This window comes from Kosakonia oryzendophytica (assembly GCF_900094925.1).
Taxonomy (GTDB): domain Bacteria; phylum Pseudomonadota; class Gammaproteobacteria; order Enterobacterales; family Enterobacteriaceae; genus Kosakonia; species Kosakonia oryzendophytica.
Genome location: NZ_FMAY01000018.1, coordinates 20,174 through 46,303, shown reverse-complemented (window position 1 = coordinate 46,303; position 26,130 = coordinate 20,174). Strand labels below are relative to the sequence as shown.

General features: G+C 53.3%; 22 protein-coding genes. 13 read left to right on the top strand and 9 right to left on the bottom strand.

Going from position 1 to position 26,130, the window contains the following annotated elements; all coding sequences use genetic code 11:
• Positions 1 to 12: 12 nt before the first annotated feature.
• Complete coding sequence (aaeR, locus tag GA0061071_RS21860; protein WP_061492968.1) at positions 13 to 936, bottom strand: HTH-type transcriptional activator AaeR; 924 nt, start codon at positions 934 to 936, stop codon at positions 13 to 15.
• A gap of 214 nt (positions 937 to 1,150) precedes the next feature.
• Between aaeR and aaeX the strand changes: the two genes are divergently transcribed.
• From aaeX to GA0061071_RS21835, 5 genes are all read left to right on the top strand, one after another.
• Positions 1,151 to 1,354 carry a p-hydroxybenzoic acid efflux pump operon protein AaeX gene (aaeX, locus tag GA0061071_RS21855; RefSeq protein ID WP_061492969.1) on the top strand — a complete coding sequence of 68 codons (204 nt, stop codon included), beginning with the start codon at positions 1,151 to 1,153 and terminating at the stop codon, positions 1,352 to 1,354.
• Between the two features lie 7 nt (positions 1,355 to 1,361).
• Complete coding sequence (aaeA, locus tag GA0061071_RS21850; RefSeq protein ID WP_088236604.1) at positions 1,362 to 2,294, top strand: p-hydroxybenzoic acid efflux pump subunit AaeA; 933 nt, start codon at positions 1,362 to 1,364, stop codon at positions 2,292 to 2,294.
• A 5-nt stretch (positions 2,295 to 2,299) separates the two neighbouring features.
• Positions 2,300 to 4,267, top strand: a complete 1,968-nt coding sequence (gene aaeB / locus GA0061071_RS21845; protein WP_088236603.1) for a p-hydroxybenzoic acid efflux pump subunit AaeB — start codon at positions 2,300 to 2,302, stop codon at positions 4,265 to 4,267.
• Between the two features lie 83 nt (positions 4,268 to 4,350).
• Positions 4,351 to 5,805 (top strand): NAD-dependent succinate-semialdehyde dehydrogenase, encoded by a 1,455-nt coding sequence (locus GA0061071_RS21840; protein ID WP_061492972.1) that lies wholly within the window; start codon positions 4,351 to 4,353, stop codon positions 5,803 to 5,805.
• 45 nt (positions 5,806 to 5,850) lie between these two features.
• Complete coding sequence (locus tag GA0061071_RS21835; RefSeq protein ID WP_061492973.1) at positions 5,851 to 6,120, top strand: barstar family protein; 270 nt, start codon at positions 5,851 to 5,853, stop codon at positions 6,118 to 6,120.
• A 57-nt stretch (positions 6,121 to 6,177) separates the two neighbouring features.
• On the opposite strand, the gene yhcN (GA0061071_RS21830) is transcribed toward GA0061071_RS21835, so the two are convergent.
• From yhcN (GA0061071_RS21830) to argR, 3 genes are all read right to left on the bottom strand, one after another.
• Complete coding sequence (gene yhcN, locus GA0061071_RS21830; RefSeq protein WP_061492974.1) at positions 6,178 to 6,441, bottom strand: peroxide/acid stress response protein YhcN; 264 nt, start codon at positions 6,439 to 6,441, stop codon at positions 6,178 to 6,180.
• Between the two features lie 101 nt (positions 6,442 to 6,542).
• Positions 6,543 to 6,806 carry a peroxide/acid stress response protein YhcN gene (gene yhcN / locus GA0061071_RS21825; RefSeq protein ID WP_061492975.1) on the bottom strand — a complete coding sequence of 88 codons (264 nt, stop codon included), beginning with the start codon at positions 6,804 to 6,806 and terminating at the stop codon, positions 6,543 to 6,545.
• Between the two features lie 378 nt (positions 6,807 to 7,184).
• Entirely contained in the window at positions 7,185 to 7,655 is a 471-nt protein-coding gene (gene argR, locus GA0061071_RS21820; protein ID WP_061492976.1) for a transcriptional regulator ArgR, read from the bottom strand.
• A 408-nt stretch (positions 7,656 to 8,063) separates the two neighbouring features.
• On the opposite strand from argR, the gene mdh reads away from it, so the two are divergent.
• Positions 8,064 to 9,002 (top strand): malate dehydrogenase, encoded by a 939-nt coding sequence (gene mdh, locus GA0061071_RS21815; RefSeq protein ID WP_061492977.1) that lies wholly within the window; start codon positions 8,064 to 8,066, stop codon positions 9,000 to 9,002.
• 69 nt (positions 9,003 to 9,071) lie between these two features.
• Here mdh and degS read toward each other — a convergent pair whose 3' ends face one another.
• The 3 genes from degS to zapG all read right to left on the bottom strand — a co-directional run bounded on the left by degS (position 9,072) and on the right by zapG (position 12,175).
• Positions 9,072 to 10,139, bottom strand: a complete 1,068-nt coding sequence (degS, locus tag GA0061071_RS21810; RefSeq protein WP_061499737.1) for an outer membrane-stress sensor serine endopeptidase DegS — start codon at positions 10,137 to 10,139, stop codon at positions 9,072 to 9,074.
• Positions 10,140 to 10,233: 94 nt separating this feature from the next.
• Positions 10,234 to 11,607, bottom strand: a complete 1,374-nt coding sequence (degQ, locus tag GA0061071_RS21805) for a serine endoprotease DegQ (protein ID WP_088236602.1) — start codon at positions 11,605 to 11,607, stop codon at positions 10,234 to 10,236.
• Positions 11,608 to 11,776: 169 nt separating this feature from the next.
• Positions 11,777 to 12,175: a Z-ring associated protein ZapG gene (zapG, locus tag GA0061071_RS21800; protein ID WP_088236601.1), complete on the bottom strand. Its 399-nt coding sequence runs from the start codon at positions 12,173 to 12,175 to the stop codon at positions 11,777 to 11,779.
• 189 nt (positions 12,176 to 12,364) lie between these two features.
• Here zapG and zapE point away from each other — a divergent pair, with 189 nt between their 5' ends.
• The 5 genes from zapE to sspB all read left to right on the top strand — a co-directional run bounded on the left by zapE (position 12,365) and on the right by sspB (position 16,031).
• A complete protein-coding gene (gene zapE / locus GA0061071_RS21795) occupies positions 12,365 to 13,492 on the top strand; it encodes a cell division protein ZapE (RefSeq protein WP_088236600.1) in 1,128 nt (375 codons plus the stop codon).
• 243 nt (positions 13,493 to 13,735) lie between these two features.
• Positions 13,736 to 14,164, top strand: a complete 429-nt coding sequence (gene rplM, locus GA0061071_RS21785) for a 50S ribosomal protein L13 (protein WP_004868222.1) — start codon at positions 13,736 to 13,738, stop codon at positions 14,162 to 14,164.
• Positions 14,165 to 14,179: 15 nt separating this feature from the next.
• A complete protein-coding gene (gene rpsI / locus GA0061071_RS21780; protein ID WP_000829818.1) occupies positions 14,180 to 14,572 on the top strand; it encodes a 30S ribosomal protein S9 in 393 nt (130 codons plus the stop codon).
• Positions 14,573 to 14,884: 312 nt separating this feature from the next.
• Positions 14,885 to 15,523, top strand: coding sequence for a stringent starvation protein SspA (sspA, locus tag GA0061071_RS21770; protein ID WP_045512693.1), 639 nt, complete (start codon positions 14,885 to 14,887; stop codon positions 15,521 to 15,523).
• 4 nt (positions 15,524 to 15,527) lie between these two features.
• The gene (sspB, locus tag GA0061071_RS21765; RefSeq protein WP_088236599.1) at positions 15,528 to 16,031 is read left to right on the top strand and encodes a ClpXP protease specificity-enhancing factor; all 504 of its coding nucleotides are present in this window, start codon (positions 15,528 to 15,530) and stop codon (positions 16,029 to 16,031) included.
• Positions 16,032 to 16,142: 111 nt separating this feature from the next.
• On the opposite strand, the gene GA0061071_RS21760 is transcribed toward sspB, so the two are convergent.
• On the bottom strand, positions 16,143 to 17,561 hold the full coding sequence (locus GA0061071_RS21760) for a glutamate synthase small subunit (RefSeq protein ID WP_061492982.1): 1,419 nt from the start codon (positions 17,559 to 17,561) through the stop codon (positions 16,143 to 16,145).
• A gap of 9 nt (positions 17,562 to 17,570) precedes the next feature.
• Positions 17,571 to 22,031 carry a glutamate synthase large subunit gene (gltB, locus tag GA0061071_RS21755; RefSeq protein WP_061492983.1) on the bottom strand — a complete coding sequence of 1,487 codons (4,461 nt, stop codon included), beginning with the start codon at positions 22,029 to 22,031 and terminating at the stop codon, positions 17,571 to 17,573.
• A 671-nt stretch (positions 22,032 to 22,702) separates the two neighbouring features.
• Here gltB and mnmL point away from each other — a divergent pair.
• Together mnmL and arcB are read left to right on the top strand one after the other, a co-directional pair.
• Positions 22,703 to 23,629 carry a tRNA modification radical SAM protein MnmL/YtqA gene (gene mnmL, locus GA0061071_RS21745; RefSeq protein ID WP_088236598.1) on the top strand — a complete coding sequence of 309 codons (927 nt, stop codon included), beginning with the start codon at positions 22,703 to 22,705 and terminating at the stop codon, positions 23,627 to 23,629.
• A gap of 122 nt (positions 23,630 to 23,751) precedes the next feature.
• Positions 23,752 to 26,088, top strand: a complete 2,337-nt coding sequence (arcB, locus tag GA0061071_RS21740; protein WP_061492985.1) for an aerobic respiration two-component sensor histidine kinase ArcB — start codon at positions 23,752 to 23,754, stop codon at positions 26,086 to 26,088.
• Positions 26,089 to 26,130: the final 42 nt, after the last annotated feature.

Here is a 26,130-nt window from a genome sequence, read left to right as displayed (position 1 = left end):
GGGAGGGGAGCATCACACACTGCGGCCTTGCATACTCTGGTAAACCTTTGCCACATCGATAAAGTAATCCGTCAGATAGTTAATACACACCTGCACCTTGAGCGGCAGCTTATCCTTTTCCGTATACAGCGCATAAACCGGGCGGGGATCCGATTGATAACGCGGCAGCAGGATCTCCAGCGTGCCATTGTTGATCTCATCGATCACCCACATTAACGGCACAAATGCGATCCCGGCTCCGGCGGTCAGCCAGCGCGTCAGCGTCATCGGATCGTTGGTGACAAAACGCCCCTGCGGGATCAACCGCGTGGAGATCCCCTCCGGCGCGACCAACTCAAACTCATTATCCGGGCGCACGCTGTACTCCAGCCAGGAGTGATTTGCCAGATCGGCGGGTTTTTCAGGAATGCCGTATTGGGCAAGATAGTTTTTGGCAGCGCAGACCACCATCGGCATTGCGCCAAGACGGCGGGAGAAGAGACTGGAATCCTGCAATGCTCCAACGCGGATCACCACATCCAGCCCGTCGGCGATCAGATCCGGCGCAGGGATACCGGTCACCAGGTTAACCGACAACCCCGGATGCTCTTTCAGCATATCCGCTGTCATTTTTGCCAGCACATTTTGCGCCATGGTTGAAGAACTCCCAATGCGCAGCGTGCCGATAGGTGTGTTGTTAAACGCATAAAGTTGCTCGTGTACATCCTGTACCTCATGCAGCATCCTTCGACAGCCCTGGTAGTAAATTTTACCGGCTTCGGTCAGCCCCAGGCTGCGCGTGCTGCGGTTAAGCAGCTTTACCTGCAACTCATCTTCCAGCTTTGCCACCGTCTGGCTGATGGACGAAACGCTCATTTGTAACTGTCGGGCAGCGGCGGTAAAAGAGCCCAGCTCCACCACTTTGGCAAATACCGACATCCGCTTTAGTCGTTCCATTATTCACTCTGGCTTAAAAGTGATTTAGATCACATTATATAGATAACAGCATAACAGTTACGTTAATATACTGTTAGCTGAATAATCACCCTGGGGCGGCTAAGCCCGATCAGGGTAAGAAAAAACGCGTCACTCTCGCCTGGCTTTCCTTGCCCTTACTCCTGCGGTGACGTGAGAAAAATTGTCACCTGCGTGCTCTCTAATCAAGGTCAACATGAGTCTGTTTCCCGTAATCGTGGTGTTCGGTTTATCGTTCCCACCGATTTTTTTCGAATTAATTTTGTCACTGGCGATCTTCTGGCTGGTGCGCCGTGTGCTGGTCCCGACCGGGATCTACGACTTTGTCTGGCACCCGGCGTTATTTAATACCGCGCTCTACTGCTGCCTGTTTTATCTGCTGTCGCGCCTGTTTGTTTGAGGTAGATGTGAAAACACTAACAAGAAATATCACCCGTACCGCCATCACGATGGTACTGGTTATCCTGGCATTCATCGCAATCTTCCGCGCCTGGGTTTATTACACTGAATCGCCCTGGACGCGCGATGCACGTTTTAGCGCTGACGTCGTCGCCATCGCGCCGGATGTCACCGGTCTGGTAACGTCAGTCAATGTGCATGACAACCAACTGGTGAAACAGGGACAAGTTCTGTTCACTATCGATCAGCCGCGCTATCAAAAAGCCCTGGAACAAGACGAGGCGGATGTCGCCTATTACGAAGCGCTGGTCAGCGAAAAACGCCGTGAAGCCGGGCGTCGTAACCAATTGGGCGTGCAGGCGATGTCGCGAGAGGAAATCGACCAGGCCAATAATACGCTGCAAACCGAACTGCATCAGTTAGCAAAAGCCGTTGCGACCCGCGACCTGGCGAAGCTGGATCTAGAACGCACGATTATTCGCGCCCCGGCGGATGGCTGGGTCACCAACCTTAACGTTTACGCCGGTGAGTTTATCACCCGTGGTTCTACCGCTGTGGCATTGGTGAAGCAGAACACGTTCTATGTTCTGGCTTATATGGAAGAGACCAAACTGGAAGGTGTGCGCGCGGGTTACCGGGCGGAAGTGACCCCATTGGGCAGTAATCAGGTATTGAAAGGAACCGTGGACAGCATTGCCGCCGGGGTAACGAATGCCAGTAGCAGCAATGACAGCAAAGGAATGGCAACCATTGACTCCAATCTGGAGTGGGTTCGTCTGGCACAGCGTGTGCCGGTGCGTATCCGCCTCGATCAGCAACAGGGGAACCTGTGGCCGTCGGGCACGACCGCGACAGTGGTGGTGACGGGGCAATCCGATCGCGATGAAAGCCAGGACTCTTTCTTCCGCAAAATGGCGCATCGTCTGCGTGAGCTGGGGTAATCGCTATGGGGCTGTTCTCAATTGCCAGCCAGCATCTGCGTTTTGCCTTCAAACTGGCCTTTGCCGTGGTGCTGGCGTTGTTCGTCGGTTTTCACTTTCAACTTGAAACGCCACGCTGGGCGGTGCTGACCGCTGCTATTGTTGCTGCGGGGCCGGCCTTTGCCGCTGGCGGCGAACCTTATTCCGGTGCGATCCGTTATCGCGGGATGTTGCGCATTGTCGGCACCTTTATTGGTTGTATTGCCGGATTAACCATTATTATCACGCTGATCCGCACCCCGCTGCTGATGCTGATGGTGTGCTGTATCTGGGCCGGGTTTTGCACCTGGGTCTCTTCGCTGGTGCGCGTCGAAAACTCCTATGCCTGGGGACTGGCGGGTTACACCGCGTTAATTATTGTCGTCACCATTCAAACTGAACCGCTGCTGGCCCCGCAATTTGCCGTTGAACGTTGCAGCGAAATTGTCGTGGGTATTCTCTGTGCGATTGTCGCCGATCTGCTGTTTTCCCCGCGCTCAATTAAGCAGGAAATTGACCGTGAACTGGATAGCCTGCTGGTGGCGCACTATCAACTGATGCAGTTGTGCATCAAACATGGCGACAGTGAAGAAGTCGACAAAGCCTGGGCCGCCCTGGTGCGCCGGACGACCGCGCTGGAGGGCATGCGCACCAACCTGAAAATTGAGTCTTCCCGCTGGGGGCGTGCTAACCGACGCCTGAAGGTGATAAATACTCTGTCGCTGACATTAATCACGCAGGCGTGCGAAACGTACCTGATTCAAAATACTCGCCCGGAACTGATCACGGACACCTTCCGCGAGTTGTTCAATGAGCCGGTCGACAGTGTGCAGGATGTTCACAAACAGATGAAAAGAATGCGTCGCGTGATCGCCTGGACCGGTGAGCGGGAGACGCCGGTGACTATTTATAGCTGGGTTGGCGCGGCAACCCGCTATCTGCTGCTGAAACGTGGCGTGATGGGTAATGCGAAGATCAGCACCATTGAAGAAGAGGTGTTGCAGGGCGAAACGGTGGTGAAACCGGAATCGGCGGAGCGCCATCATGCGATGGTTAACTTCTGGCGCACGACATTATCATGCATGCTCGGGACGCTGTTCTGGTTATGGACGGGCTGGACATCTGGCAGCGGTTCGATGGTGATGATTGCCGTTGTCACCTCACTGGCGATGCGTTTGCCTAATCCGAAAATGGTGGCAAAAGACTTTATATACGGCATGTTATGGGCGTTGCCTATCGGGTCGTTCTATTACTTAGTGATCCTGCCTTCTACCCAGCAAAGCATGCTGCTGCTCTGTATCAGTATGGCGGTGCTTGCGTTCTTCATTGGCATAGAAGTGCAGAAACGGCGTTTGGGCTCGATGGCGACACTGGCGGGAACCATTAATATCCTGGTGCTGGATAACCCTATGACCTTTAAGTTCAGCCAGTTTCTGGATAATGCGCTGGGGCAACTGGTGGGTGTGGTGCTGGCGATGCTGGTGCTGCTGCTGGTGCGGGATAATTCGCAAGCACGCACCGGACGCATGTTGTTGAATCAGTTTGTGTCGGCGGCGGTGTCGGCGATGACCACCAATGCTGCGCGCCGTAAAGAGAACCATTTGCCTGCGCTGTACCAGCAGCTTTTTCTGCTGTTGAACAAATTTCCCGGCGATATAGCGAAGTTTCGTCTGGCATTAACGCTGATTATTGCTCACCAGCGCCTGCGCGATGCGCCTGTACCGATTAATGACGATCTCTCGGCGTTTCACCGGCAGCTACGTCGTACCGCCGCGCAGGTCATTTCTGCCAGTAACGATAATAAGCGCCAGCTCAGTTTTACGCAGTTACTGGATGAGCTGGACATTTACCAGCATAAATTGCACCACTGGGATGCTCCGCCGCAGGTTACAGAGCCTGTACACCGGCTGACAGGCATGTTACGGAAATACCAGCATGCGCTTACCCGCAGTTAAACGCAGAACCGACGCCAAAAGCGTCGGTTTTTTTATGTCTATACTTGGGAAGAGATTTCACATATCACCGATCAGGAGGACAAATGACCACGCAGGCACTGCAGGATAACGCGCTTTTTCAGACCGGTTATCTGGTTGATGGCGTCTGGAAATCGCTGGCTACCACATTTGACGTTCTGAACCCCGCCACCGGTGAAGTCATTGCGAAAGTTGCTAAAGCAGGCAAAAAAGAGACGGAAGAGGCTATTGCCGCTGCGAGCCGGGCCTTCCCCGCATGGCGGGCGAAAACCGCGAAAGAACGTTCCACCATTCTTTATCGCTGGTATGAATTGATCATTGAAAATAAAAGCTGGCTGGGTCGGTTGATGACCACCGAACAGGGCAAGCCTTTGAAAGAAGCCGAAGGCGAAGTGGAATATGCCGCCAGCTTTATTCAGTGGTTTGCGGAGCAGGCCAAACGCGCCAACGGGGAGATTATTCCCCCGATTAAGCCCGGTTCGCGGATCCTGGCGACCCGAGAACCCGTCGGTGTGGTGGCGGCTATTACGCCGTGGAACTTCCCGATGGCGATGCTGACGCGCAAACTGGGACCGGCGCTGGCGGCGGGTTGTACCGGGGTCATCAAGCCTGCCAATAACACGCCGCTTAGCGCGTTTGCCTTGCTGACGTTGGCAAAAAAAGCGGGAGTACCGGATGGTGTGCTGAATGCCGTTGCCGGCAATACCGCTGAAATCAGCGATGCTATTATGGCCAGCCATGACGTGCGCAAGATTTCGTTCACTGGCTCGACCGCTGTCGGTAAAACGCTGGTGCGCAATGCCGCCGAAACGATGAAGAAAGTGTCGATGGAGCTTGGCGGGAACGCACCTTATATCGTGTTTGAAGATGCGGACATCGACGCGGCGGTGCAGGGGGCGATTGCTAATAAATTCCGTAATGCCGGTCAGGTTTGTGTCAGCGTTAATCGTTTTTATATCCATGAATCGGTCTATGAGCAGTTTACCCAGAAGTTGAGCGCAGCAGTGAGCGCGCTGAAGGTTGGGAATGGTCTGGATGAGGGGGTAGTCGTTGGCCCGCTTATTGAACCTGCCGCCGTGGAGAAAGTGCGCGAGCATGTGGACGATGCGGTGGCCAAAGGCGCGAAAGTGCTGACGGGCGGCAAACCTCATAGCCTCGGGGGTAATTTCTGGCTTCCCACGGTTCTGGGCGATTGCAGTGACGGTATGAAACTGGCGCAGGAAGAGACATTTGGTCCGGTGGCGGCCTGTTTCCGGTTTACCTCGGAGGAGGAGGTCGTGACGCGGGCTAATGCCACGCCTTTTGGTCTTGCGGCCTACTTCTATACGCAGAATCTGCAGCGGGTATTCCGTGTTTCGCAGGCGCTTGAGAGCGGGATGATTGGCATTAACGAATGCGCTGTATCAACGGAACTGGGGCCATTTGGCGGGGTGAAGGAGTCGGGGCTGGGCCGTGAAGGATCGGTGCTGGGACTGGAGGAATTCCTTGAAGTGAAAACCCTGCATCTCGGGGGACTGTAACGTTACGGGCGGCGGATGCCGCCCCGTTGGCGGGGGGCGGAGACCATGAAAACCTATACGTTCGATTTTAAAAACATTGTTGATCAACGTGCTTTCTATCGTGAATTTACCCACCAGTTCGCTATTGATCGCGAGAAAATTCACGATCTGGATTCATTGTGGGACGTGGTGATGGAAGGGGAGTTACCGTTACCGGTGGAGATTGAGTTTACGCATTTACCGGAAAAACAGCGTCGCCGTTTTGGTGCGTTGATATTGCTGTTCGACGAAGCTGAAGAGGAGTTGGAAGGTCAGTTGCGCTTTAACGTTCGCTGAAGGCAAAAAAAAGCCCCTGACAGGCAGGGGCAAGTCGTCGGACAAGACGACGAGGGTTTATTTATACAGTTCCGCCGTTACGTGCGTATGGTCGCCCGTACGTGCTTCGATAATGCGATAGCTGCTGGCACCCGCCTCGTCAGCTTTTGCGGACAGTTCCTGGCGAATATCCATCGGCACACCGGCTACCTGCGATACAGAGACGCTGCCCATAGGTTGCAGGTTGCTGGCCTGATCGTTAGTGACCAGGGTGGCGGCGCTTGCGCCAAAAGAGATCAGTGAAGCAAGGCCAAGGGATGCGATGATCAGATTACGTTTCATTGTCAGTCTCCTTAAGAGCGTCTCAACAGCGAGAAGGATTGAACCACTTTTTTTATGCCTGGTGCTGTTGAGCGACATTACATAGGGTTTATTGGTAAAACTTATTTGTACAGTTCAGCAGTAGCGTGCCACTGGTCACCGGTACGGGCTTCGATGATGCGGTAAGCCGATGCGCCTTGTGCTTCCGCTTTTTTGTTCAGCTCAGCACGCATATCCATCGGAGAAGAGGCGATCGCGCCAACAGAAACGGTGCCCAGAGACTGGCGGGATTGTGCCTGATCAGCATTGATGGAATCAGCGGCGAATGCGCCGAATGACAGTGCTGACAGCAGGCTCAGTGTTGCTACAGTTGATTTGATATTCATGATGCTTACCTCGTCGTATTCTTTGCTTTAATTTCTTCGGGGGTCTTATTTCGTGACCCTCATCACAAAATCAAGTATACACTAATCACGCAAAGAATTAATACCAAGCTAATTATAACTCTCAATTATCGGAATAAAGGATGTGCTTTTTTATTACCTTGAGGCATAAAAAATCACCGCTGCGTCATAAATTACTTAACGATAGTTAATAAAATCATATGGATATCTGGATTTGATTTTTTGTGCGGTGGTATGCGCTGGAGCGGTCAAGCGAAACGATAAATCGCACTAACTGTTAAAGTAAGCGTGGTGAAATGTCGGGGTGAGAGGAGGAAAAGCCGAACATTCCCCCACGGTAAAAACCGGGGGGGAAAGCGATTAAAGCTCCTGTTCGAAGACTTGCAGGATCGCTTCGTACAGTTGTTTAACGGTAAAGTTGCTGGAAGGCGTAGTAAAGATGGTGTCGTCACCGGCGATGGTGCCGAGGATCCCTTCTGCTTTACCCAGAGAATCCAACAGACGTGCAATAAGCTGCGCAGCACCCGGGCTGGTGTGGATCACGACCACCGCGTCGTTATAGTCGATATCCAGCACAAGGTTTTTCAGCGGACTGGACGTGGTCGGGACGCCAAGTTCAACCGGCAGGCAGTAAACCATTTCCATTTTTGCGTTGCGTGTGCGCACCGCACCGAATTTAGTCAGCATGCGGGATACTTTGGACTGATTAATATTGTCGAAGCCTTCATCCTGCAAAGCCTGGACAATTTCTCCCTGAGAACTGAATTTCTCTTCTTTAAGCAGCGCTTTGAACGCTTTAACTAATTCTTCTTGTTTTGCCGAGCTTCGCATAAGTCACCCGTATTATGGCCATGAAAACAACATCATTATGCATATTGATGAATTTTTATGCAAATAATCTGCTGAGGTAAATTCTGAAAAAAACCGTGGAAGGCGCGGAGTTTATCAAAAACTGCCATGAAGGACAGTGGCTTGTGTCCTGCGTCGCAAATAACATTTGAAAGTAAAGTAAATGTTATAAAGTTGATGTAATTTTGGTGAACAACAGAGCTATATTATAAACTCTCTGTGTTAGTTGCTTAGTTTGCCGATCTGTCGGTCGTATCCACCTACTATAAGATCTAACAGTGTGCCAGTCCGCAGAATTTTTGCAGGGTCATTGTCATAATTATCAGGGTGAATTAAGGTCGCCGCAACGGAGTAACAAAATATTTAGCTAACCATAATAAGGAGTTTAGGATGAAAGTCGCAGTCCTCGGCGCGGCCGGCGGTATCGGTCAGGCGCTAGCCCTACTACTGAAAACACAACTGCCTTCTGGTTCAGAACTCTCACTCTATGATATTGCCCCTGTTACGCCAGGGGTCGCTGTGGATCTCAGCCATATTCCGACCGATGTGAACATTCAAGGCTTTGCCGGCGAAGACGCTACCCCTGCGCTGGTCGGGGCTGATGTCGTCCTGATTTCGGCTGGCGTCGCACGTAAACCGGGTATGGATCGCTCCGATCTGTTCAACGTGAATGCGGGTATCGTCAAAAATCTGGTGGCGCAGGTGGCGAAAACCGCGCCAAAAGCCTGCATTGGCATTATCACCAACCCGGTGAACACCACCGTGGCTATTGCTGCTGAAGTGCTGAAAAAAGCCGGTGTCTATGATAAGAACAAGCTGTTTGGCGTGACCACGCTGGATATCATCCGTTCTAATACCTTTGTCGCCGAACTGAAGAACAAACAGCCAGGCACTATTGAAGTGCCGGTGATCGGTGGCCACTCTGGCGTCACCATCCTGCCGCTGCTGTCACAGATTCCGGGCGTGAGTTTTACTGAGCAGGAAGTCGCTGATCTGACCAAACGTATCCAGAATGCGGGTACAGAAGTGGTTGAAGCGAAAGCGGGTGGCGGCTCTGCAACACTTTCTATGGGCCAGGCCGCTGCGCGTTTTGGTCTGTCGCTGGTGCGCGCGCTACAAGGTGAACAAGGCGTGGTGGAATGTGCGTATGTTGAAGGTGACGGCGAGTATGCGCGTTTCTTTGCACAACCGCTGCGTCTGGGGAAAAACGGTATCGAAGAGCGTCATGCTATCGGTAAGCTCAGCGCATTTGAGCAGCAGTCGCTTGAAGGCATGCTGGAGACGCTACATAAAGACATCCAGCTTGGCGTTGACTTCGTTAACCGCTAAAAGCTGTAGCCCCGCGATGGCGGGAAGCGAAAAAAAACCGGAGCCTGTCGCTCCGGTTTTTTGTTGTCGTCAATTGGTCGACGGGTATTCCTGAATCGTGACTTTGAAGGTCAACTTCTTATCATCACGCATCACTTCCACCGGGATTTCCGAACCCGGGCGAATTTCCGCGACCTGATCCATGGTTTCGAGAGCTGAAACCGCAGGTTTACCGTTCACGGACGTAATCACATCATTCACCTGGATGCCTGCGCGCGCGGCTGGCCCATCGGTTGAGACTTCGTTAACGACAATCCCCTGAATCGGATCGATGCCACCGCCCTGCGAATGCAATGGAGCGATTTCCCGACCGCCAATACCGATATAGCCCCTGATTACCCGGCCATCGCGAATCAACTTATCCATAATCTTGGTAGCCAGCTGGAAGGGGATCGCAAAACCAATGCCTTCTGGCGTCTCACCATCATTACTTTTATCGAAGGAAAGGGTGTTGATGCCCATCAGTTCACCCAGCGAGTTAACCAATGCACCACCGGAGTTGCCGTGGTTGATGGAGGCATCGGTTTGCAGGAAATTTTGCCGACCGGTAGGGTTCAGGCCGATACGACCGGTGGCGCTGATAATCCCCTGGGTAATGGTTTGCCCGAGGTTATACGGGTTGCCGATAGCCAAAACCACATCACCGATATGCGGTGTGCGTTTGGCATTGATGGGGATCACCGGCAGTCCGCCGGTGGCGTTAACCTTCAGTACCGCCAAATCGGTCAGTGAATCCGAACCGACCAGCAGCGCCTCAAACACACGACCATCCTGCAACGCGACGATGATCTGGTCTGCGTCGTTAATCACGTGTTTGTTGGTAATGATATAGCCGCGTTGATCCATGATTACGCCAGAACCGAGGGTGCGGATTTCGAGGCGGTCATGGGTGGAGCTATTCAGGCTGCGGTTATAGACATTCACCACTGCGGGCGCCGCGCGACGAACCGCCTGGTTATAACTGGCGGGTGTTTCGTCTGCGCTGTCGAATTGACGTGACATCAGAGGGTTATGCTGGCGTAACGAAGGCATGGCGGCGATGATCAGGCCACCCACGACAACACCGATTGCAACCGAGCGTAAAAGCTTCACATACATGATGGGATAGTCATTAATAAGAGGGAACGGCAGCAGCATACCATGAGTTACCCGGACATCACATGCGGCGGTGATGCCCGGGAAGGGGAAACGCTTAACGCAGCAATAAATAGATGCTGTCGTTTCCGCGGATGATATGCAACGCCATTACCGAAGGTTTCGTTTCCAGCACTTTGCGCATTTCCGCGATGGATTGCACACGATCGCGGTTCACGCCAATTATCACATCATCTTTGTGCAGACCGGCCTGCGCAGCGGCGCTGCCTTTCTCTACCTCGCCAATGGTAATGCCTTTGGTGCCGTCTTTAAGCTGGCCATCGCTTAACTCCGCACCCTGCAAGGAGGGAGAAATCAGCTCCGCGCTGGCGGAAGAGGAGGTGCTTTTATCCAGCGTCACTTCCACATCCAGCGGTTTACCATCGCGTAGAATGCCGAGTTTCACTTTTGAACCGGGTTCTGTGGTGGCAATACGTGAACGCAGCTCAGCAAAGCTGTTTAAAGACTTCCCGTTCAGGCTAACAATCACATCACCGGATTTGATTCCTGCTTTTGCAGATCCGGAATTCGGTAACACTTCGCTGACAAATGCGCCACGCTGAACATTGAGATTAAAGGCTTTGGCGATGTCTGCGCTCATCTCCGTGCCTTTAATACCGAGCAGGCCGCGTTTTATCTCACCAAACTGAATCAGTTGCTTAGAGAGCGTTTGCGCCATATTGCTGGGAATGGCAAAGCCAATGCCTACGCTACCGCCGCCCGGTGCGAGGATCGCCGTATTAATACCGATCAGCTCACCGTTAAGATTCAGCAGTGCGCCGCCGGAGTTGCCGCGGTTGATAGAGGCGTCGGTTTGAATAAAGTTTTCCAGCCCTTCAAGATTCAGACCGCTTCGCCCAAGCGCAGAGACAATGCCGGATGTCGCCGTCTGACCCAGGCCGAACGGGTTGCCAACAGCGACAACGAAATCGCCCACGCGCAACGTATCCGAATCGGCAATAGCGATTTGCGTCAGGTTAGACGCGTTTTGCAGCTGCAGCAGAGCAATATCGCTCTGATCGTCGCTGCCAATCAGTTTGGCTTCGAACTCGCGTCCATCGTTCAGTTGCACATTGATTTTTTGCGCCTGATTGATGACGTGGTTATTGGTCAACACATAACCTTTGGCGGCATCGATAATGACGCCGGAACCCAGACCTTCAAAGGGTTGCGGTTGCTGCTGCTGATCCGGCATCTCTTCGCCGAAATATTTCTTCAGTTCCTCAGGGATTTTCCGACCCTGTACGGCCGTGCCTTCAACCTGCACACTCACCACGGCGGGCAGAACCTTTTCCAGAACCGGCGCAAGGCTTGGTAGCGCACCCTGGCCAGGCACTTGTGATGGCATCGCCGCCATCGCCTGGAATGGTGCCGAGAGAGTTAACCCGACACTTAACGCAAACGCACTCAACAGCTGGGTTGGTTTCTTCATTGATGCTGGCTCTCGTTACCTGAAGTGAAAGGAATGACGCTCCAAAACAATTTGATGTTATTGAAATTTCAACCGCGTAACAATGAGGTGAACGACTAAATAATAGCTGCGATGCAGAAGAAGGGACGGGCGCGCGATACGCGCCCGTAAAAATAAGGAAAAGGAGCGATTATTTGCGGTTTGCGCTGCCGCGCAGCAGGCCGGATGCGCCTTCTGAATAGTCGCGCGGGATCTGTACCGGCGCCTGATCGTTGCTGGCTTCGGATTCAGCCAGACGGTTACGGAACGGGTTTTCTTCCGCGGACATTTCCGGCAGCAGGCTGGAGGAGCTTTTGGCCATGTGCTGGTAAAGCTGGCGGTAGTCGTGTGCCATGTTATCCAGAAGCTCTGCGCTGCGAGCAAAGTGGCTCACCAGCTCTTCGCGGTACTCTTCCAGTTCGGCTTTGTTTTTTTCCAGTTCGTACTGCAAGGCCTGTTGTTGGCGCAATTTGCGGTTTCCGAAACGCATGCCCACGGCACCGATAATAATGCCGACAACCAACCCAATTAGCGCATATTCCCAGGTCATGAACTTCTCCCGTTGTTTTGTGATTCCGTAGGGTCCCGGCAGCAAGCTCCTGCCTGCGCCTGATAGTGCCACTATAACCGCTAATAGTGCAGAAGTGGAATCCTGCCGCAGCATCGCGTAGTGTAGAACGGCCTTTTTTTCGTCAACCCTGTGGGGGCGGATCGATTTTCAAGGAACAACAATAACACCATGCAAAGCCTTTCCCCGACATCGCGATATTTAAATGCCCTGCACGAGGGTAGTCATCAGCCGGATGATGTGCAAAAAGAAGCGGTTAATAGACTGGATATTATTTACCAGGCGTTAATCGACCGTAGCGAAACTGCCGCGCCGCAGAACAGCGGACTGCTGACAACGTTCAGCAAATGGCTGGGTAAGCGCGATACGCGCACGTTAGCACCAGTACGCGGCCTGTATATGTGGGGCGGTGTAGGGCGCGGGAAGACCTGGCTGATGGATCTGTTCTATCAAAGCCTGCCCGGAGCCCGTAAGCAGCGCCTGCATTTCCACCGTTTTATGCTTCGTGTGCACGAAGAGCTCACTTCGCTGCAAGGGCAAACAGACCCACTGGAAATTGTGGCTGATCGCTTTAAAGCCGAAACCGATGTGCTGTGTTTCGATGAATTTTTCGTGTCGGATATCACCGACGCAATGTTACTTGGCGGATTGATGAAAGCGCTGTTCGCGCGTGGGATCACGCTGGTTGCCACCTCGAATATTCCGCCAGATGAGCTGTATCGCAACGGCTTGCAGCGTTCGCGTTTCCTGCCCGCTATCGATGCAATCAAGCAGTTCTGCGACATTATGAATGTCGATGCGGGTGTGGATTATCGCCTGCGTACGTTAACGCAGGCGCATCTGTGGCTGACGCCACTTAATGATGAAACTCACCAGCAGATGGACAAACTCTGGCTGGCGCTGGCGGGTGCAAAACGCGAGCGAGCGCCGGAGCTGGAAATTAATCACCGGCCGTTGCCAACCCTGGGCGTGGAAAACCAGACGCTGGCGGTGTCGTTTGCCACGCTCTGTGTGGATGCGCGTAGTCAGCACGACTACATTGCACTCTCACGGCTGTTCCATACCGTTCTGTTATTTGATGTGCCCGTGATGACGCCGCTGATGGAAAGTGAGGCTCGGCGCTTTATTGCGCTGGTGGATGAGTTTTACGAGCGTCACGTCAAACTGGTGGTGAGCGCCGCGACGCCGCTGCATGAGATTTATCAAGGTGAACGCCTGAAGTTTGAATTTCAGCGCTGCTTATCGCGTCTGCAGGAGATGCAGAGCGAGGAGTATCTGAAACGCACACATATGCCGTAGTGAGGCGGGAAAAGACGCGACAAATCCCAATCCAAATCACAAAAAGGGGTCGATCTTTGACCCCGACTTCTCTATAATCCTGCGACCCCACGTTACAACAAGGTTTTTTTCCCGAAACACTTGTGTGCCGGCTAAACATATCCGAAGGGGTGGGTTTACTGGACAATGTCGTGTGAACCTCACTTGTATTTAAGCGTTTGGGTGTTCACCAACGTGTAACTAATTTATTTGGGTAAGCTTTTAATGAAAACTTTTACAGCTAAACCAGAAACCGTAAAACGCGACTGGTATGTTGTTGACGCGACCGGTAAAACTCTGGGCCGTCTGGCTTCCGAACTGGCTCGTCGCCTGCGCGGTAAGCATAAAGCGGAATACACTCCGCACGTTGATACTGGTGATTACATCATCGTTCTGAACGCAGAAAAAGTTGCTGTAACCGGCAACAAGCGTGAAGACAAAATGTACTACCACCACACCGGCCACATCGGTGGTATCAAAGAAGCGACCTTTGAAGAGATGATTGCCCGCCGTCCTGAGCGTGTGATTGAAATCGCGGTTAAAGGCATGTTGCCAAAAGGCCCGTTGGGTCGTGCTATGTACCGTAAACTGAAAGTTTACGCAGGCAACGAGCACAACCACGCGGCACAGCAACCGCAAGTTCTTGACATCTAATCGGGATTATAGGCAATGGCTGAAAATCAATACTACGGCACTGGTCGCCGCAAAAGCTCCGCCGCTCGCGTGTTCATCAAACCGGGCAACGGTAAAATCGTTATTAACCAGCGTTCTCTGGAACAGTACTTCGGTCGCGAAACTGCTCGCATGGTAGTTCGCCAGCCGCTGGAACTGGTTGATATGGTAGAAAAACTGGACCTGTACATCACTGTTAAAGGTGGTGGTATCTCTGGTCAGGCCGGCGCGATCCGTCACGGTATCACCCGCGCTCTGATGGAGTACGACGAGTCTCTGCGTTCCGAACTGCGTAAAGCTGGCTTCGTCACTCGTGACGCTCGTCAGGTTGAACGTAAAAAAGTCGGTCTGCGCAAAGCACGTCGTCGTCCGCAGTTCTCCAAACGTTAATTGGTTTCTGCTTCGGCAGAACGATTGGCGAAAAAACCCGGTGCAAACCGGGTTTTTTTATGGATAAAAATCATCTTATCCACAGTAATTGATTGATTATCTCTTCTTTTTCAGCATTTCCAGAATCCCCTCACCACAAAGCCCGCAAAATCTGGTAAACTATCATCCAATTTTCTGCCCAAATGGCTGGGATTGTTCATTTTTTGTTTGCTTTTTAAACGAGAGTGACAGTACGCGCGGGTGGTTAACTCAACATCTGACCGGTCGATTAGGTCCGGTAGTAGTAAATACTGAATATACCTGGAGGTTTTCATGGCTGTCGCTGCCAACAAACGTTCGGTAATGACGCTGTTTTCTGGTCCTGTGGACATCTATAGCCATCAGGTCCGTATCGTGCTGGCCGAAAAAGGTGTCAGCTTCGAAATTGAGCACGTGGAAAAGGATAATCCTCCTCAGGATCTGATTGACCTCAACCCGAATCAAAGCGTACCGACACTTGTAGATCGTGAGCTCACTCTGTGGGAATCACGCATCATTATGGAATATCTGGATGAGCGTTTCCCGCACCCGCCGTTGATGCCGGTTTATCCGGTCGCACGCGGTGAAAGCCGTCTGTACATGCACCGTATTGAGAAGGATTGGTATTCGCTGATGAATACTATCCAGAACAGCAGCGGTGCGCAGGCTGACGCAGCGCGTAAACAACTCCGTGAAGAACTGCTGGCGATTGGCCCGCTGTTCACTCAGAAACCTTACTTCCTGAATGACGAATTCAGCCTGGTGGATTGCTACCTTGCTCCGCTGCTGTGGCGTTTGCCGGTATTGGGTATCGAGCTGAGCGGCACAGGTGCTAAAGAGCTGAAAGGATATATGACGCGGGTATTTGAACGCGACTCTTTCCTCGCCTCTCTGACAGAAGCCGAGCGCGAAATGCGCCTGGGCCGGGGTTAATTGCATGGATTTGTCACAACTGTCTCCACGCCGTCCGTACCTATTACGGGCCTTTTACGAATGGCTGCTGGATAACCAGCTTACGCCGCATCTGGTTGTTGATGTGACGATGCCGGGCGTACGCGTGCCGATGGAGTATGCGCGTGACGGGCAAATCGTGTTAAACATCGCGCCGCGCGCGGTCGGAAACCTGGAGCTGGCCAATGACGAAGTGCGCTTCAGCGCTCGCTTCGGTGGTGTACCTCGCCAGGTCTCTGTGCCGCTTGCCGCTGTACTGGCGATTTATGCCCGTGAAAACGGCGCTGGCACCATGTTTGAACCAGAAGCTGCATACGACGAAGACGCCGTTAGTCTGAACGATGATGGCGAGGCTTCTGCGCAGGAAAGCGAGACGGTAATGTCGGTTATCGACGGTGATAAACCTGACCACGCAGACGATCAGGATAACAATCCTGACGATGATCCGCCGCCGCGCGGCGGGCGTCCGTCGCTGCGGGTAGTGAAATAAAACAAACAGGGCCGGTTGGCCCTGTTTTGCTATCGGTAGTTCCTGAATGCTTCCCTGAAAAGAGACAATAAAAAAGGAGGCCGAAGCCTCCTTTTGGGCACTACATGGATATTACACTTCAAGGAAATTCATGATGCCCTCAGCCGCCTTACGGCCTTCGGCGATGGCGGTAACGACCAAATCGGAACCCCGCACGATATCACCACCGGCAAAGATTTTCGGGTTGCTGGTCTGGAAGGCATTTTCGCTACCTTCAGGTGCGATAATACGGCCCTGAGAGTCCAGCTCAACGCTGTGCTTCGCCAGCCACTCCATGCTGTGAGGACGGAAACCAAACGCCATAACAACTGCATCCGCAGGCACCACATGCTCTGAACCTGCAACGATCTCTGCACGACGACGGCCTTTCGCATCCGGTGCCCCCATCTCGGTACGCGCCATTTTCACGCCGCAGACCTTTCCGTTGGCATTAATCTCAATGCCCAGCGGCTGCACGTTAAACTGGAATTCCACACCCTCTTCGCGTGCGTTTTTCACTTCGCGTTTCGAGCCCGGCATGTTCTCTTCGTCACGGCGATAGGCGCAGATGACGTGCGTGGCACCCTGGCGAACCGAAGTGCGTACGCAGTCCATCGCGGTGTCACCCCCGCCAAGCACCACGACGCGTTTACCTTCCATGCTGACGTAAGGTGCGTCCGGTGTTTCGCCATAGCCCATAAGCTGTTTGGTATTGGCGATCAGGAACGGCAATGCATCATAGACACCCTGCGCATCTTCATTCTCAAGGCCACCACGCATGGACTGGTAGGTTCCCACGCCCAGGAAGACGGAGTCATACTCTTTCAGCAGATCTTCCAACTGTACGTCACGACCGACTTCTGTATTCAGTTTGAATTCGATGCCCATGCCGGTGAAGATTTCACGACGACGCGTCATTACCTCTTTTTCCAGCTTAAATGCCGGGATCCCAAAGGTCAGAAGGCCGCCGATCTCCGGGTGACGATCAAAGACGACCGCTTTTACACCATTGCGGGTCAGCACGTCGGCACACGCCAGCCCGGCCGGACCTGCACCGATGATGGCGACACGCTTGTCTGTCTGCTTCACGCCCGTTAAATCCGGACGCCAGCCCATTTCGAAGGCTTTATCGTTGATATAGCGCTCGATATTACCGATGGTCACGGCACCAAATTCGTCATTCAGCGTACAGGAGCCTTCGCACAGACGATCCTGCGGGCATACGCGCCCGCACACCTCCGGCAGGGTGTTGGTCTGATGCGACAGCTCTGCGGCTTCGAAAATACGCCCTTCGTTAGCCAGCTTCAGCCAGTTCGGAATGTAGTTATGAACCGGGCATTTCCACTCGCAGTAAGGGTTGCCGCAGGAGAGGCAGCGATCTGCCTGCGCCTTGGCCTGACCTTCAGAGAAGGGCTCATAGATCTCAACAAATTCAATTTTACGCAGTTTCAGCGGTTTTTTTGCCGGGTCAACGCGCTGTAGGTCGATAAATTGGTAAACATTCTGACTCATCTGAATTCCTTACTGCGCCTGCACGCGCAACTCAGCCGCGCTGCGACTACGGTGACCTAACAGGGCTTTCACATCGCTGGATTTCGGCTTAACCAGAGCGAATTTCGCCGCAAATGCTGGCCAGTTCGCCAGGATCTCTTCGCCGCGCTGAGAACCGGTATGCTGCACATGCTCGGTGATCAGACCGCGCAGATGCTCTTCATGGATGGCGAGGTCATCGACGCTCAACACTTCCACCAGTTCCGGGTTAACGCGTTTACGGAATTCACCGTCTTCATCCAGCACATAGCCGAAGCCGCCTGTCATACCCGCACCGAAGTTGACGCCGGTTTTACCCAGTACGCAAACAATACCGCCGGTCATGTATTCACAACCGTTATCGCCAATGCCTTCCACTACGGTGATAGCCCCCGAGTTACGCACAGCGAAACGCTCGCCCGCACGCCCTGCGGCATACAGGCGGCCACCGGTAGCGCCATAAAGACAGGTGTTACCGATAATGCTCGCTTCATGGCTGCGGAACGCCGAACCCACCGGAGGACGAATGGCCAGCAGACCGCCCGCCATACCTTTACCGACGTAGTCGTTGGCATCGCCGGTCAGGTAAAGCTCAACCCCGCCTGCGTTCCACACGCCGAAGCTCTGGCCTGCGGTGCCGCTAAAGTGGGCTTTAATCGGATCGGCCGCCAGACCCTGGTCGCCATGCGTCTGCGCAATATAGCCAGACAACAATGCGCCAACGGAACGGTCGGTGTTGCGGATATCGAACCAGAAGGTTTTGCTCTGTTTTTCATCCACATACGGTTTCGCCTGCTGCAGCAATTGCGCATTCAGCACGCCATTATCAAACGGCGGGTTGTTTTCGGTGCAGTACAGCGCTTTACCCGGATGGGGTTCAGCGGTTTCCAGCAGTTTCGCCAGATCCAGTTTTTGTTGCTTCGCGGTGAAGCCTTCCAGCTCTTTGAGTAAGTCAGTGCGGCCAATCAGGTCGACCAGACGTTTCACACCCAGTTGCGCCATCAACTCACGGGTTTCACGTGCGATGAATTCGAAGTAGTTCGTTACTTTGAACGGCAGGCCGTGATAGTGGTTCTTACGCAGTTTATCGTCCTGCGTTGCTACGCCGGTTGCGCAGTTGTTCAGGTGACAGATACGCAGATATTTACAGCCCAGCGCCACCATCGGGCCGGTGCCGAAGCCAAAGCTTTCTGCGCCCAGGATCGCCGCTTTAATGATGTCCTGCCCGGTTTTCAGACCGCCATCCACCTGCAAACGGATCTTATGACGCAGACCGTTGGCAACCAGCGCCTGTTGGGTTTCCACCAGCCCCAGTTCCCACGGGCAACCAGCATATTTCACGGAGGAGAGCGGGCTCGCACCCGTGCCGCCATCGTAACCGGCGATAGTGATCAAGTCGGCGTATGCTTTTGCCACACCGGTTGCGATGGTGCCGACGCCTGGTTCGGAAACCAGCTTCACGGAGATCATCGCTTTCGGGTTGACCTGTTTCAGGTCAAAAATGAGCTGTGCCAAATCCTCAATCGAGTAAATATCGTGGTGCGGCGGCGGAGAAATCAGCGTGACGCCAGGTACGGAGTAGCGCAGTTTCGCGATGTACGGCGTGACTTTATCACCCGGTAACTGACCGCCTTCACCTGGTTTAGCCCCCTGAGCGACTTTGATCTGGATAACATCAGCGTTTACCAGATAAGCCGGTGTGACGCCGAAGCGACCAGAAGCAACCTGCTTAATACGCGAGACTTTGTTGGTGCCGTAACGCGCTGGATCCTCACCACCTTCACCAGAGTTCGAGAATCCGCCAAGGCTGTTCATGGCTTCAGCCAGCGCTTCATGTGCTTCCGGACTCAATGCACCGATAGACATGGCCGCAGTATCAAAGCGTTTAAACAACTCACTCGCCGGTTCCACGTCCTTCAGATTGACCGCTTCGCCGTTTGGCGTGATGGATAACAGGTCGCGCAGCGTTGCCGCTGGACGTTCGTTCACCAGCTTCGCATATTCCTGATAGTCACTATACTCGCCGCTCTGTACTGCCTGTTGCAGCGTACGCACCACGTCCGGGTTGTAAGCGTGATATTCGCCGCCGTGAACATACTTCAGCAAACCGCCTTGCGAAAGCGGCTTACGCGCCAGCCAGGCGACTTTAGAGAGGTTCAGCAGATCCTGCTGGAAGTCGCTAAAGCCAGCGCCGCCAATACGGCTAATCACACCCTGGAAGCACAGTGCGGCGACATCGTCGTGCAGACCGACGGCTTCGAACAGTTTTGAACAGCGATAAGAGGCAATGGTCGAGATGCCCATTTTGGACATGATCTTGTACAGACCTTTGTTGATGCCGTTACGGTAGTTCAGCATCACCGTGCGGTAGTTTTTCTCGATGGCTTTATTGTCAACCAGTTTGGCCAGCGTTTCATATGCCAGATACGGGTAGATTGCCGTCGCGCCGAAGCCCAACAACACAGCGAAGTGGTGCGGGTCGCGAGCGCTGGCCGTTTCGACAATAATGTTGGCGTCACAGCGCAGGCTCTTCTCAACCAGACGTGTCTGGATGGCGCCCACTGCCATTGGCGCTGGCACCGGCAGGCGATTTTTGGCGATATTGCGATCGGAGAGCACCAGCAGCACAGTGCCGTTACGCACCATCTGTTCAGCTTTATCACACAGCGCCTTAACGGTCTCTTCCAGCGTCACTTCGGTGACGTCAAAAGTGATATCCAGCGTATCAGCGCGGTAGTGCTCCTCTTTTATCGTCGTGAGCTGTTTGAAATCGGAATAGAGCAGGATCGGCGATTTAAAGCTCAGACGGTGCGCCTGGCCTTCAGCTTCGCAGAAGACGTTCATTTCGCGGCCAATACTGGTGGCCAGCGACATCACGTGCGCTTCACGCAGCGGATCGATAGGCGGGTTGGTTACCTGCGCAAACTGCTGACGGAAGTAGTCATAAATAATGCGCGGCTGGCTGGAGAGCACGGCGAATGGTGTGTCATCACCCATTGATCCGACTGCTTCCTGGCCATTTTCACCCAGTACGCGGATAACGGAGTCCAGTTCTTCAAAACTGTAGTTAAACTGTTTCTGATAGCTGGCCAGCAGGTCATCATCCATTTCACGAGTGCCAACTTCTTCATCCGGCAGATCTTCAAATGGCACAAGACGGCGGACATTTTTCTCCATCCACTCTTTGTACGGGTGGCGGCTTTTCAGGTCGTCATCGGTTTCTGCCGAGTGCAGGATGCGCCCGCCGCGGGTATCGATAACCATCAACTCGCCTGGACCAACGCGGCCTTTTTCCACCACTTCGTCCGGCTGGTAATCCCAGATGCCCACTTCAGAAGCACAGGTGATCAGCTTGTCTTTGGTGATGACATAGCGCGCCGGACGCAGACCATTACGGTCGAGGTTACAGGCGGCGAAACGACCGTCGGACATCACAATGCCCGCCGGGCCGTCCCACGGTTCCATATGCATGGAGTTAAAGTCGAAGAAGCTGCGCAGGTCCGGATCCATATCCGGGTTGTTTTGCCATGCTGGCGGTACCAGCAGACGCATCGCGCGCACGATATCCATCCCACCTGCCAGAAGCAGTTCGAGCATATTATCCATCGAACTGGAGTCTGAGCCGGTTTCGTTGACGAACGGCGCGGCATCATGGAGATCCGGAATCAGCGGCGTTTGGAATTTATAGGTACGCGCACGCGCCCACTGGCGGTTACCGGTGATGGTGTTAATTTCACCGTTGTGCGCCAGGTAGCGGAACGGCTGCGCCAGCGGCCAGCGCGGTACGGTATTGGTGGAGAAGCGCTGGTGGAAGAGGCAAATGGCCGATTCCAGACGCAGGTCCGCCAGGTCCAGGTAGAAGCGCGGCAGGTCAGCCGGCATACACAGACCTTTATAGATGTTCACCAGGTTCGAAAGGCTACAAACGTAGAACTCTTTATCTTCCTGCAGGCGTTTTTCAATACGGCGACGGGCGATAAACAGACGACGCTCCATATCGCGCGGACGCCAGCCTGCCGGGGCGTTAACAAAAATTTGCTCAATACGAGGCAGCGAGGAGAGGGCTATTTCACCGAGCACCCCGTCGTTCGTCGGCACATCGCGCCAGCCAACAATGGACAAGGTCTCACGTTGAAGCTCTTCTTCAACAACACGGCGCGATGCGCTGGCCTTTTCCGGATCCTGGTTCAGGAATAGCATGCCCACGGCGTAATTTTTGGCTAAACGCCAGCCGCGCTCTTCCGCCACAATCCGGAAGAAACGATCGGGTTTTTGCAGCAACAGGCCGCAACCATCACCGGTCTTACCGTCGGCGAGAATAGCGCCACGGTGCTGCATTCTGGCCAGTGCGTGAATAGCGGTGCGCACTACCTTGTGGCTAGGTTCGCCTTCTATGTGGGCGATCAGGCCGAAACCACAGTTATCCCTCTCAAGGGATTTATCGTACAACATATCAGTGAACCTCCCCAGGCTCTACGGGAGCCCCTCCTGAACGATGCGCACAGGCGTAAAAAGAGCATGGCGACGGGGCATTTGCCTCGCATGTCGCCCTCTTTTAATTTCCTTTTCGCATCGATACACAAGTGTTGAGGACTTGCTTAAGAGGGAATCTCAATTACTGCATAAATATGATGAGCAGACTGCTCATCCAGAAAGCTTCCAGCGGATTTCCAAGTTATCGGGAATCCGTACACAGGTCAAATGCCGAGCTTATTTATACAAAAAAGTGCTAAACATGAATTAACTTTTTGATAAATAAGTTAATTTAACTATTTTTACATTGAGTAAACGGCAGACTAAGCGGCAGCAGAGTGTGATCTGACTCACTATACAAAAGCGCCCTTTATGACGTTATGTTCTGATTGTTGAATTAATGGCAGATTTTTATTCTGCATCAGAGTCTGGACCCGCATAAAGTCACTGTTTTTCACCGGTGTTCGTATTTCTGCAAAATAATGCAGGAACATAAGGAAAAGTAATTGCTTGTAGCGTGAATGAAATTGCGATTATATTGACTGTTTATGCAATAGATAAAGGCCTTCCCGGGCGATTGATCCAAGTCATCGCCGACGAAAGCTAAAAGTGGCAGGCTACACCCTTTCTTCAGGGCGGCCTTCCAGATTATGCAGTTACAGAAATTAGTCAATATGTTTGGTGGGGATCTTGCTCGCCGTTATGGGCAAAAAGTTCACAAACTGACGCTGCATGGCGGTTTTAGTTGCCCTAACCGCGATGGCACGATTGGTCGTGGGGGATGCACTTTTTGTAATGTGGCTTCCTTTGCTGACGAGGCGCAGCAGCATCGCTCCATTGCCGAACAACTGGCCCATCAGGCCATGCTTGTTAATCGTGCCAGGCGCTATCTTGCGTATTTCCAGGCCTATACCAGCACCTGGGCTGAAGTGCAGGTGCTGCGCTCGATGTACCAGCAGGCTGTCAGCCAGGCGAGCATTGTCGGGTTGTGCGTCGGCACTCGCCCGGACTGCGTTCCGGACGCGGTGCTGGATCTGCTGTGCGAATATCACTACCAGGGTTATGAAGTCTGGCTGGAACTGGGTCTGCAAACCGCGCACGATAAAACACTGCACCGCATTAACCGCGGCCACGATTTCGCCTGTTATCAGAAAACCACGCAACTGGCTCGTGAACGCGGCCTGAAAGTGTGTACCCATCTGATTGTGGGATTGCCTGGCGAACGTCAGCCGGACTGTCTGCAAACCATTGAACGCGTTGTCGAGACCGGCGTCGACGGTATTAAGCTTCATCCGCTGCATATTGTGAAAGGCAGCATTATGGCGAAAGCATGGGAAGCCGGTCGTCTTAATGGCATTGGGCTTGAGGAGTACACCGTGATTGCCGGTGAAATGATCCGCCACACGCCACCAGAGGTGATTTATCACCGCGTTTCTGCCAGCGCGCGTCGCCCGACGTTGCTGGCGCCGCTATGGTGCGAAAACCGTTGGACGGGTATGGTGGAGCTCGATCGTTATCTGACCGCCCACGGTGCGCAAGGCTCTGCATTAGGTCGCTGTTGGCAGTCTCCCGCGTAACACGCTCTGCTTCTTTCGTATTTTTTCATCGGATCGCGAATTACCACCGCATTTTTCGCACTCGCTTCAACCCTTTGCTCAGAATTGGGTATTATTGAGCGGACTTGTTCGAGGAAATCTCTATGAAGCAAATCCGTTTACTGGCGCAATATTATGTAGACCTGATGATGAAACTGGGTCTGGTGCGTTTTTCCCTCCTGCTGGCGCTGGCCCTGGTAGTGACTGCGATTGTGGTGCAGATGGCCGTTACCATGGTGTTGCAAGGGGAGGTGGAAAGCATTGACGTTATCCGCTCCATTTTCTTTGGTCTGTTGATTACGCCCTGGGCGGTCTATTTCCTGTCGGTGGTGGTGGAGCAGCTTGAAGAGTCGCGCCAGCGCTTGTCTCGCCTGGTGGATAAGCTGGAAGAGATGCGTGAGCGTGATCTCCAGCTCAATGTGCAACTGAAAGACAATATTACGCAGCTCAATCAGGAAATCAGCGATCGCGAAAAGGCGGAGGCTGAACGGCAGTCCACGTTTGAGCAACTCAAAATAGAGATGCAGGAGCGCGAACAAACGCAGATCCAGCTCGAACAGCAATCTTCTTTCCTGCGCTCTTTCCTTGATGCCTCCCCGGATTTGGTGTTTTACCGCAATGAAGACAAAGAGTTTTCTGGCTGTAACCGGGCGATGGAGCTGCTTACGGGAAAAAGCGAAAAGCAGTTGATCAATCTGAAGCCGCAGGACGTTTACTCGCCGGAAGCAGCGGAAAAAGTGATCGAGACCGATGAGAAAGTCTTCCGCCATAACGTGTCACTGACCTATGAGCAGTGGCTTGACTATCCTGACGGGCGTAAAGCCTGTTTCGAAATCCGCAAAGTGCCCTATTACGACCGTGTCGGTAAACGCCACGGGCTGATGGGCTTTGGCCGCGATATTACCGAGCGTAAGCGCTATCAGGATGCGCTGGAGCGCGCCAGCCGGGATAAGACAACCTTTATCTCAACGATCAGCCACGAGCTGCGTACACCGCTTAACGGGATTGTCGGGCTGAGCCGCATTTTGCTCGATACCGAATTGACAGAAGAGCAAGAAAAATACCTGAAAACTATCCATGTCTCTGCGGTCACGCTGGGGAATATATTTAACGATATTATCGACATGGATAAGATGGAGCGCCGTAAGGTGCAACTGGATAACCAGCCTCTCGACTTCACCAGTTTCCTGGCGGATCTGGAAAACCTCTCCGGTTTGCAGGCGCATCAGAAAGGGCTGCGTTTTGTGCTTGAGCCGACGCTGCCATTGCCGCATCAGGTTATCGCTGATGGTACGCGCCTGCGGCAGATCCTGTGGAATCTTATCAGTAACGCCGTCAAGTTTACCCGCGAAGGCCAGGTTGTGGTGCGTGTGCGCTATGACGAAGGCGAGATGTTGCACTTTGAGGTGCAGGATTCCGGTATCGGTATTCCCCGTGAAGAGCAGGATAAAATTTTCGCCATGTACTATCAGGTCAAAGATAGCCATGGCGGAAAACCGGCAACCGGGACCGGTATCGGTCTGGCCGTATCACGCAGGTTGGCAAAAAATATGGGGGGCGATATTACCGTCAGCAGTGAGCCGGGAGCCGGTTCCGTCTTTACCCTGACCATCCATGCTCCGGCGGTGGCGGAAGAAGTCGAAGACGCGTTTGACGAGGATGACATGCCGCTTCCAGCGCTACATGTGCTGTTGGTGGAGGACATTGAGCTGAACGTGATTGTTGCACGTTCTGTGCTGGAAAAACTGGGCAGCAGCGTAGACGTGGCGATGACGGGGACGGCTGCGCTGGAGATGTTCACGCCGGGTGAATATGACCTGGTGCTGCTGGATATCCAGTTGCCGGATATGACCGGTCTGGATATTTCCCGGGCGCTGACCAGCCGTTATCCCCGCGAAGATCTCCCTCCATTGGTGGCGTTAACTGCCAACGTGCTGAAAGACAAACGGGAATATCTCGATGCGGGTATGGATGATGTGCTAAGCAAACCGCTGGCGGTCCCGGCATTAACTGCCATGATTAAAAAGTTCTGGGATGCCGGTAATGACGAGGAGGAGCAAGTGACGACCACGGATAACAGTAAAGCGCAAACATTGCTTGATATCGCCATGCTTGAGCAATACATCGAGCTGGTCGGGCCGAAGCTGATCACTGACGGGCTGGCGGTGTTCGAGAAAATGATGCCGGGTTACCTGAGTGTACTGGAGTCGAATCTGACTGCGCGCGATCAAAAAGGGATCGTCGATGAAGGGCACAAAATCAAAGGCGCGGCAGGCTCTGTTGGGTTACGCCATTTGCAGCAGTTGGGTCAGCAGATCCAGTCGCCGGATCTTCCGGCCTGGTCAGACAATGTCGGAGACTGGGTAGAAGAGATGAAACAAGAGTGGCGCAACGACGTTGCGGTATTGAAAGCCTGGGTTGCAGACGCTGGAAAAAAATGACCCCGGATTAACCGGGGTGCGCGAATACTGCGCCAACACCAG

What these genes read in the sequence shown, in the direction of transcription:
- aaeB (WP_088236603.1), top strand. Translation starts at nt 2,300, where the DNA reads ATGGGGCTGTTCTCAATTGCCAGCCAGCATCTGCGTTTTGCCTTCAAA.
- arcB (WP_061492985.1), top strand. Translation starts at nt 23,752, where the DNA reads ATGAAGCAAATCCGTTTACTGGCGCAATATTATGTAGACCTGATGATG.
- yhcN (WP_061492974.1), bottom strand. Translation starts at nt 6,441, where the DNA reads ATGAAACGTAATCTGATCATCGCATCCCTTGGCCTTGCTTCACTGATC.
- rpsI (WP_000829818.1), top strand. Translation starts at nt 14,180, where the DNA reads ATGGCTGAAAATCAATACTACGGCACTGGTCGCCGCAAAAGCTCCGCC.
- zapE (WP_088236600.1), top strand. Translation starts at nt 12,365, where the DNA reads ATGCAAAGCCTTTCCCCGACATCGCGATATTTAAATGCCCTGCACGAG.
- aaeR (WP_061492968.1), bottom strand. Translation starts at nt 936, where the DNA reads ATGGAACGACTAAAGCGGATGTCGGTATTTGCCAAAGTGGTGGAGCTG.
- sspB (WP_088236599.1), top strand. Translation starts at nt 15,528, where the DNA reads ATGGATTTGTCACAACTGTCTCCACGCCGTCCGTACCTATTACGGGCC.
- degS (WP_061499737.1), bottom strand. Translation starts at nt 10,139, where the DNA reads ATGTATGTGAAGCTTTTACGCTCGGTTGCAATCGGTGTTGTCGTGGGT.
- zapG (WP_088236601.1), bottom strand. Translation starts at nt 12,175, where the DNA reads ATGACCTGGGAATATGCGCTAATTGGGTTGGTTGTCGGCATTATTATC.
- argR (WP_061492976.1), bottom strand. Translation starts at nt 7,655, where the DNA reads ATGCGAAGCTCGGCAAAACAAGAAGAATTAGTTAAAGCGTTCAAAGCG.
- GA0061071_RS21835 (WP_061492973.1), top strand. Translation starts at nt 5,851, where the DNA reads ATGAAAACCTATACGTTCGATTTTAAAAACATTGTTGATCAACGTGCT.
- yhcN (WP_061492975.1), bottom strand. Translation starts at nt 6,806, where the DNA reads ATGAATATCAAATCAACTGTAGCAACACTGAGCCTGCTGTCAGCACTG.
- rplM (WP_004868222.1), top strand. Translation starts at nt 13,736, where the DNA reads ATGAAAACTTTTACAGCTAAACCAGAAACCGTAAAACGCGACTGGTAT.
- mdh (WP_061492977.1), top strand. Translation starts at nt 8,064, where the DNA reads ATGAAAGTCGCAGTCCTCGGCGCGGCCGGCGGTATCGGTCAGGCGCTA.
- GA0061071_RS21760 (WP_061492982.1), bottom strand. Translation starts at nt 17,561, where the DNA reads ATGAGTCAGAATGTTTACCAATTTATCGACCTACAGCGCGTTGACCCG.
- GA0061071_RS21840 (WP_061492972.1), top strand. Translation starts at nt 4,351, where the DNA reads ATGACCACGCAGGCACTGCAGGATAACGCGCTTTTTCAGACCGGTTAT.
- degQ (WP_088236602.1), bottom strand. Translation starts at nt 11,607, where the DNA reads ATGAAGAAACCAACCCAGCTGTTGAGTGCGTTTGCGTTAAGTGTCGGG.
- aaeX (WP_061492969.1), top strand. Translation starts at nt 1,151, where the DNA reads ATGAGTCTGTTTCCCGTAATCGTGGTGTTCGGTTTATCGTTCCCACCG.
- sspA (WP_045512693.1), top strand. Translation starts at nt 14,885, where the DNA reads ATGGCTGTCGCTGCCAACAAACGTTCGGTAATGACGCTGTTTTCTGGT.
- mnmL (WP_088236598.1), top strand. Translation starts at nt 22,703, where the DNA reads ATGCAGTTACAGAAATTAGTCAATATGTTTGGTGGGGATCTTGCTCGC.
- gltB (WP_061492983.1), bottom strand. Translation starts at nt 22,031, where the DNA reads ATGTTGTACGATAAATCCCTTGAGAGGGATAACTGTGGTTTCGGCCTG.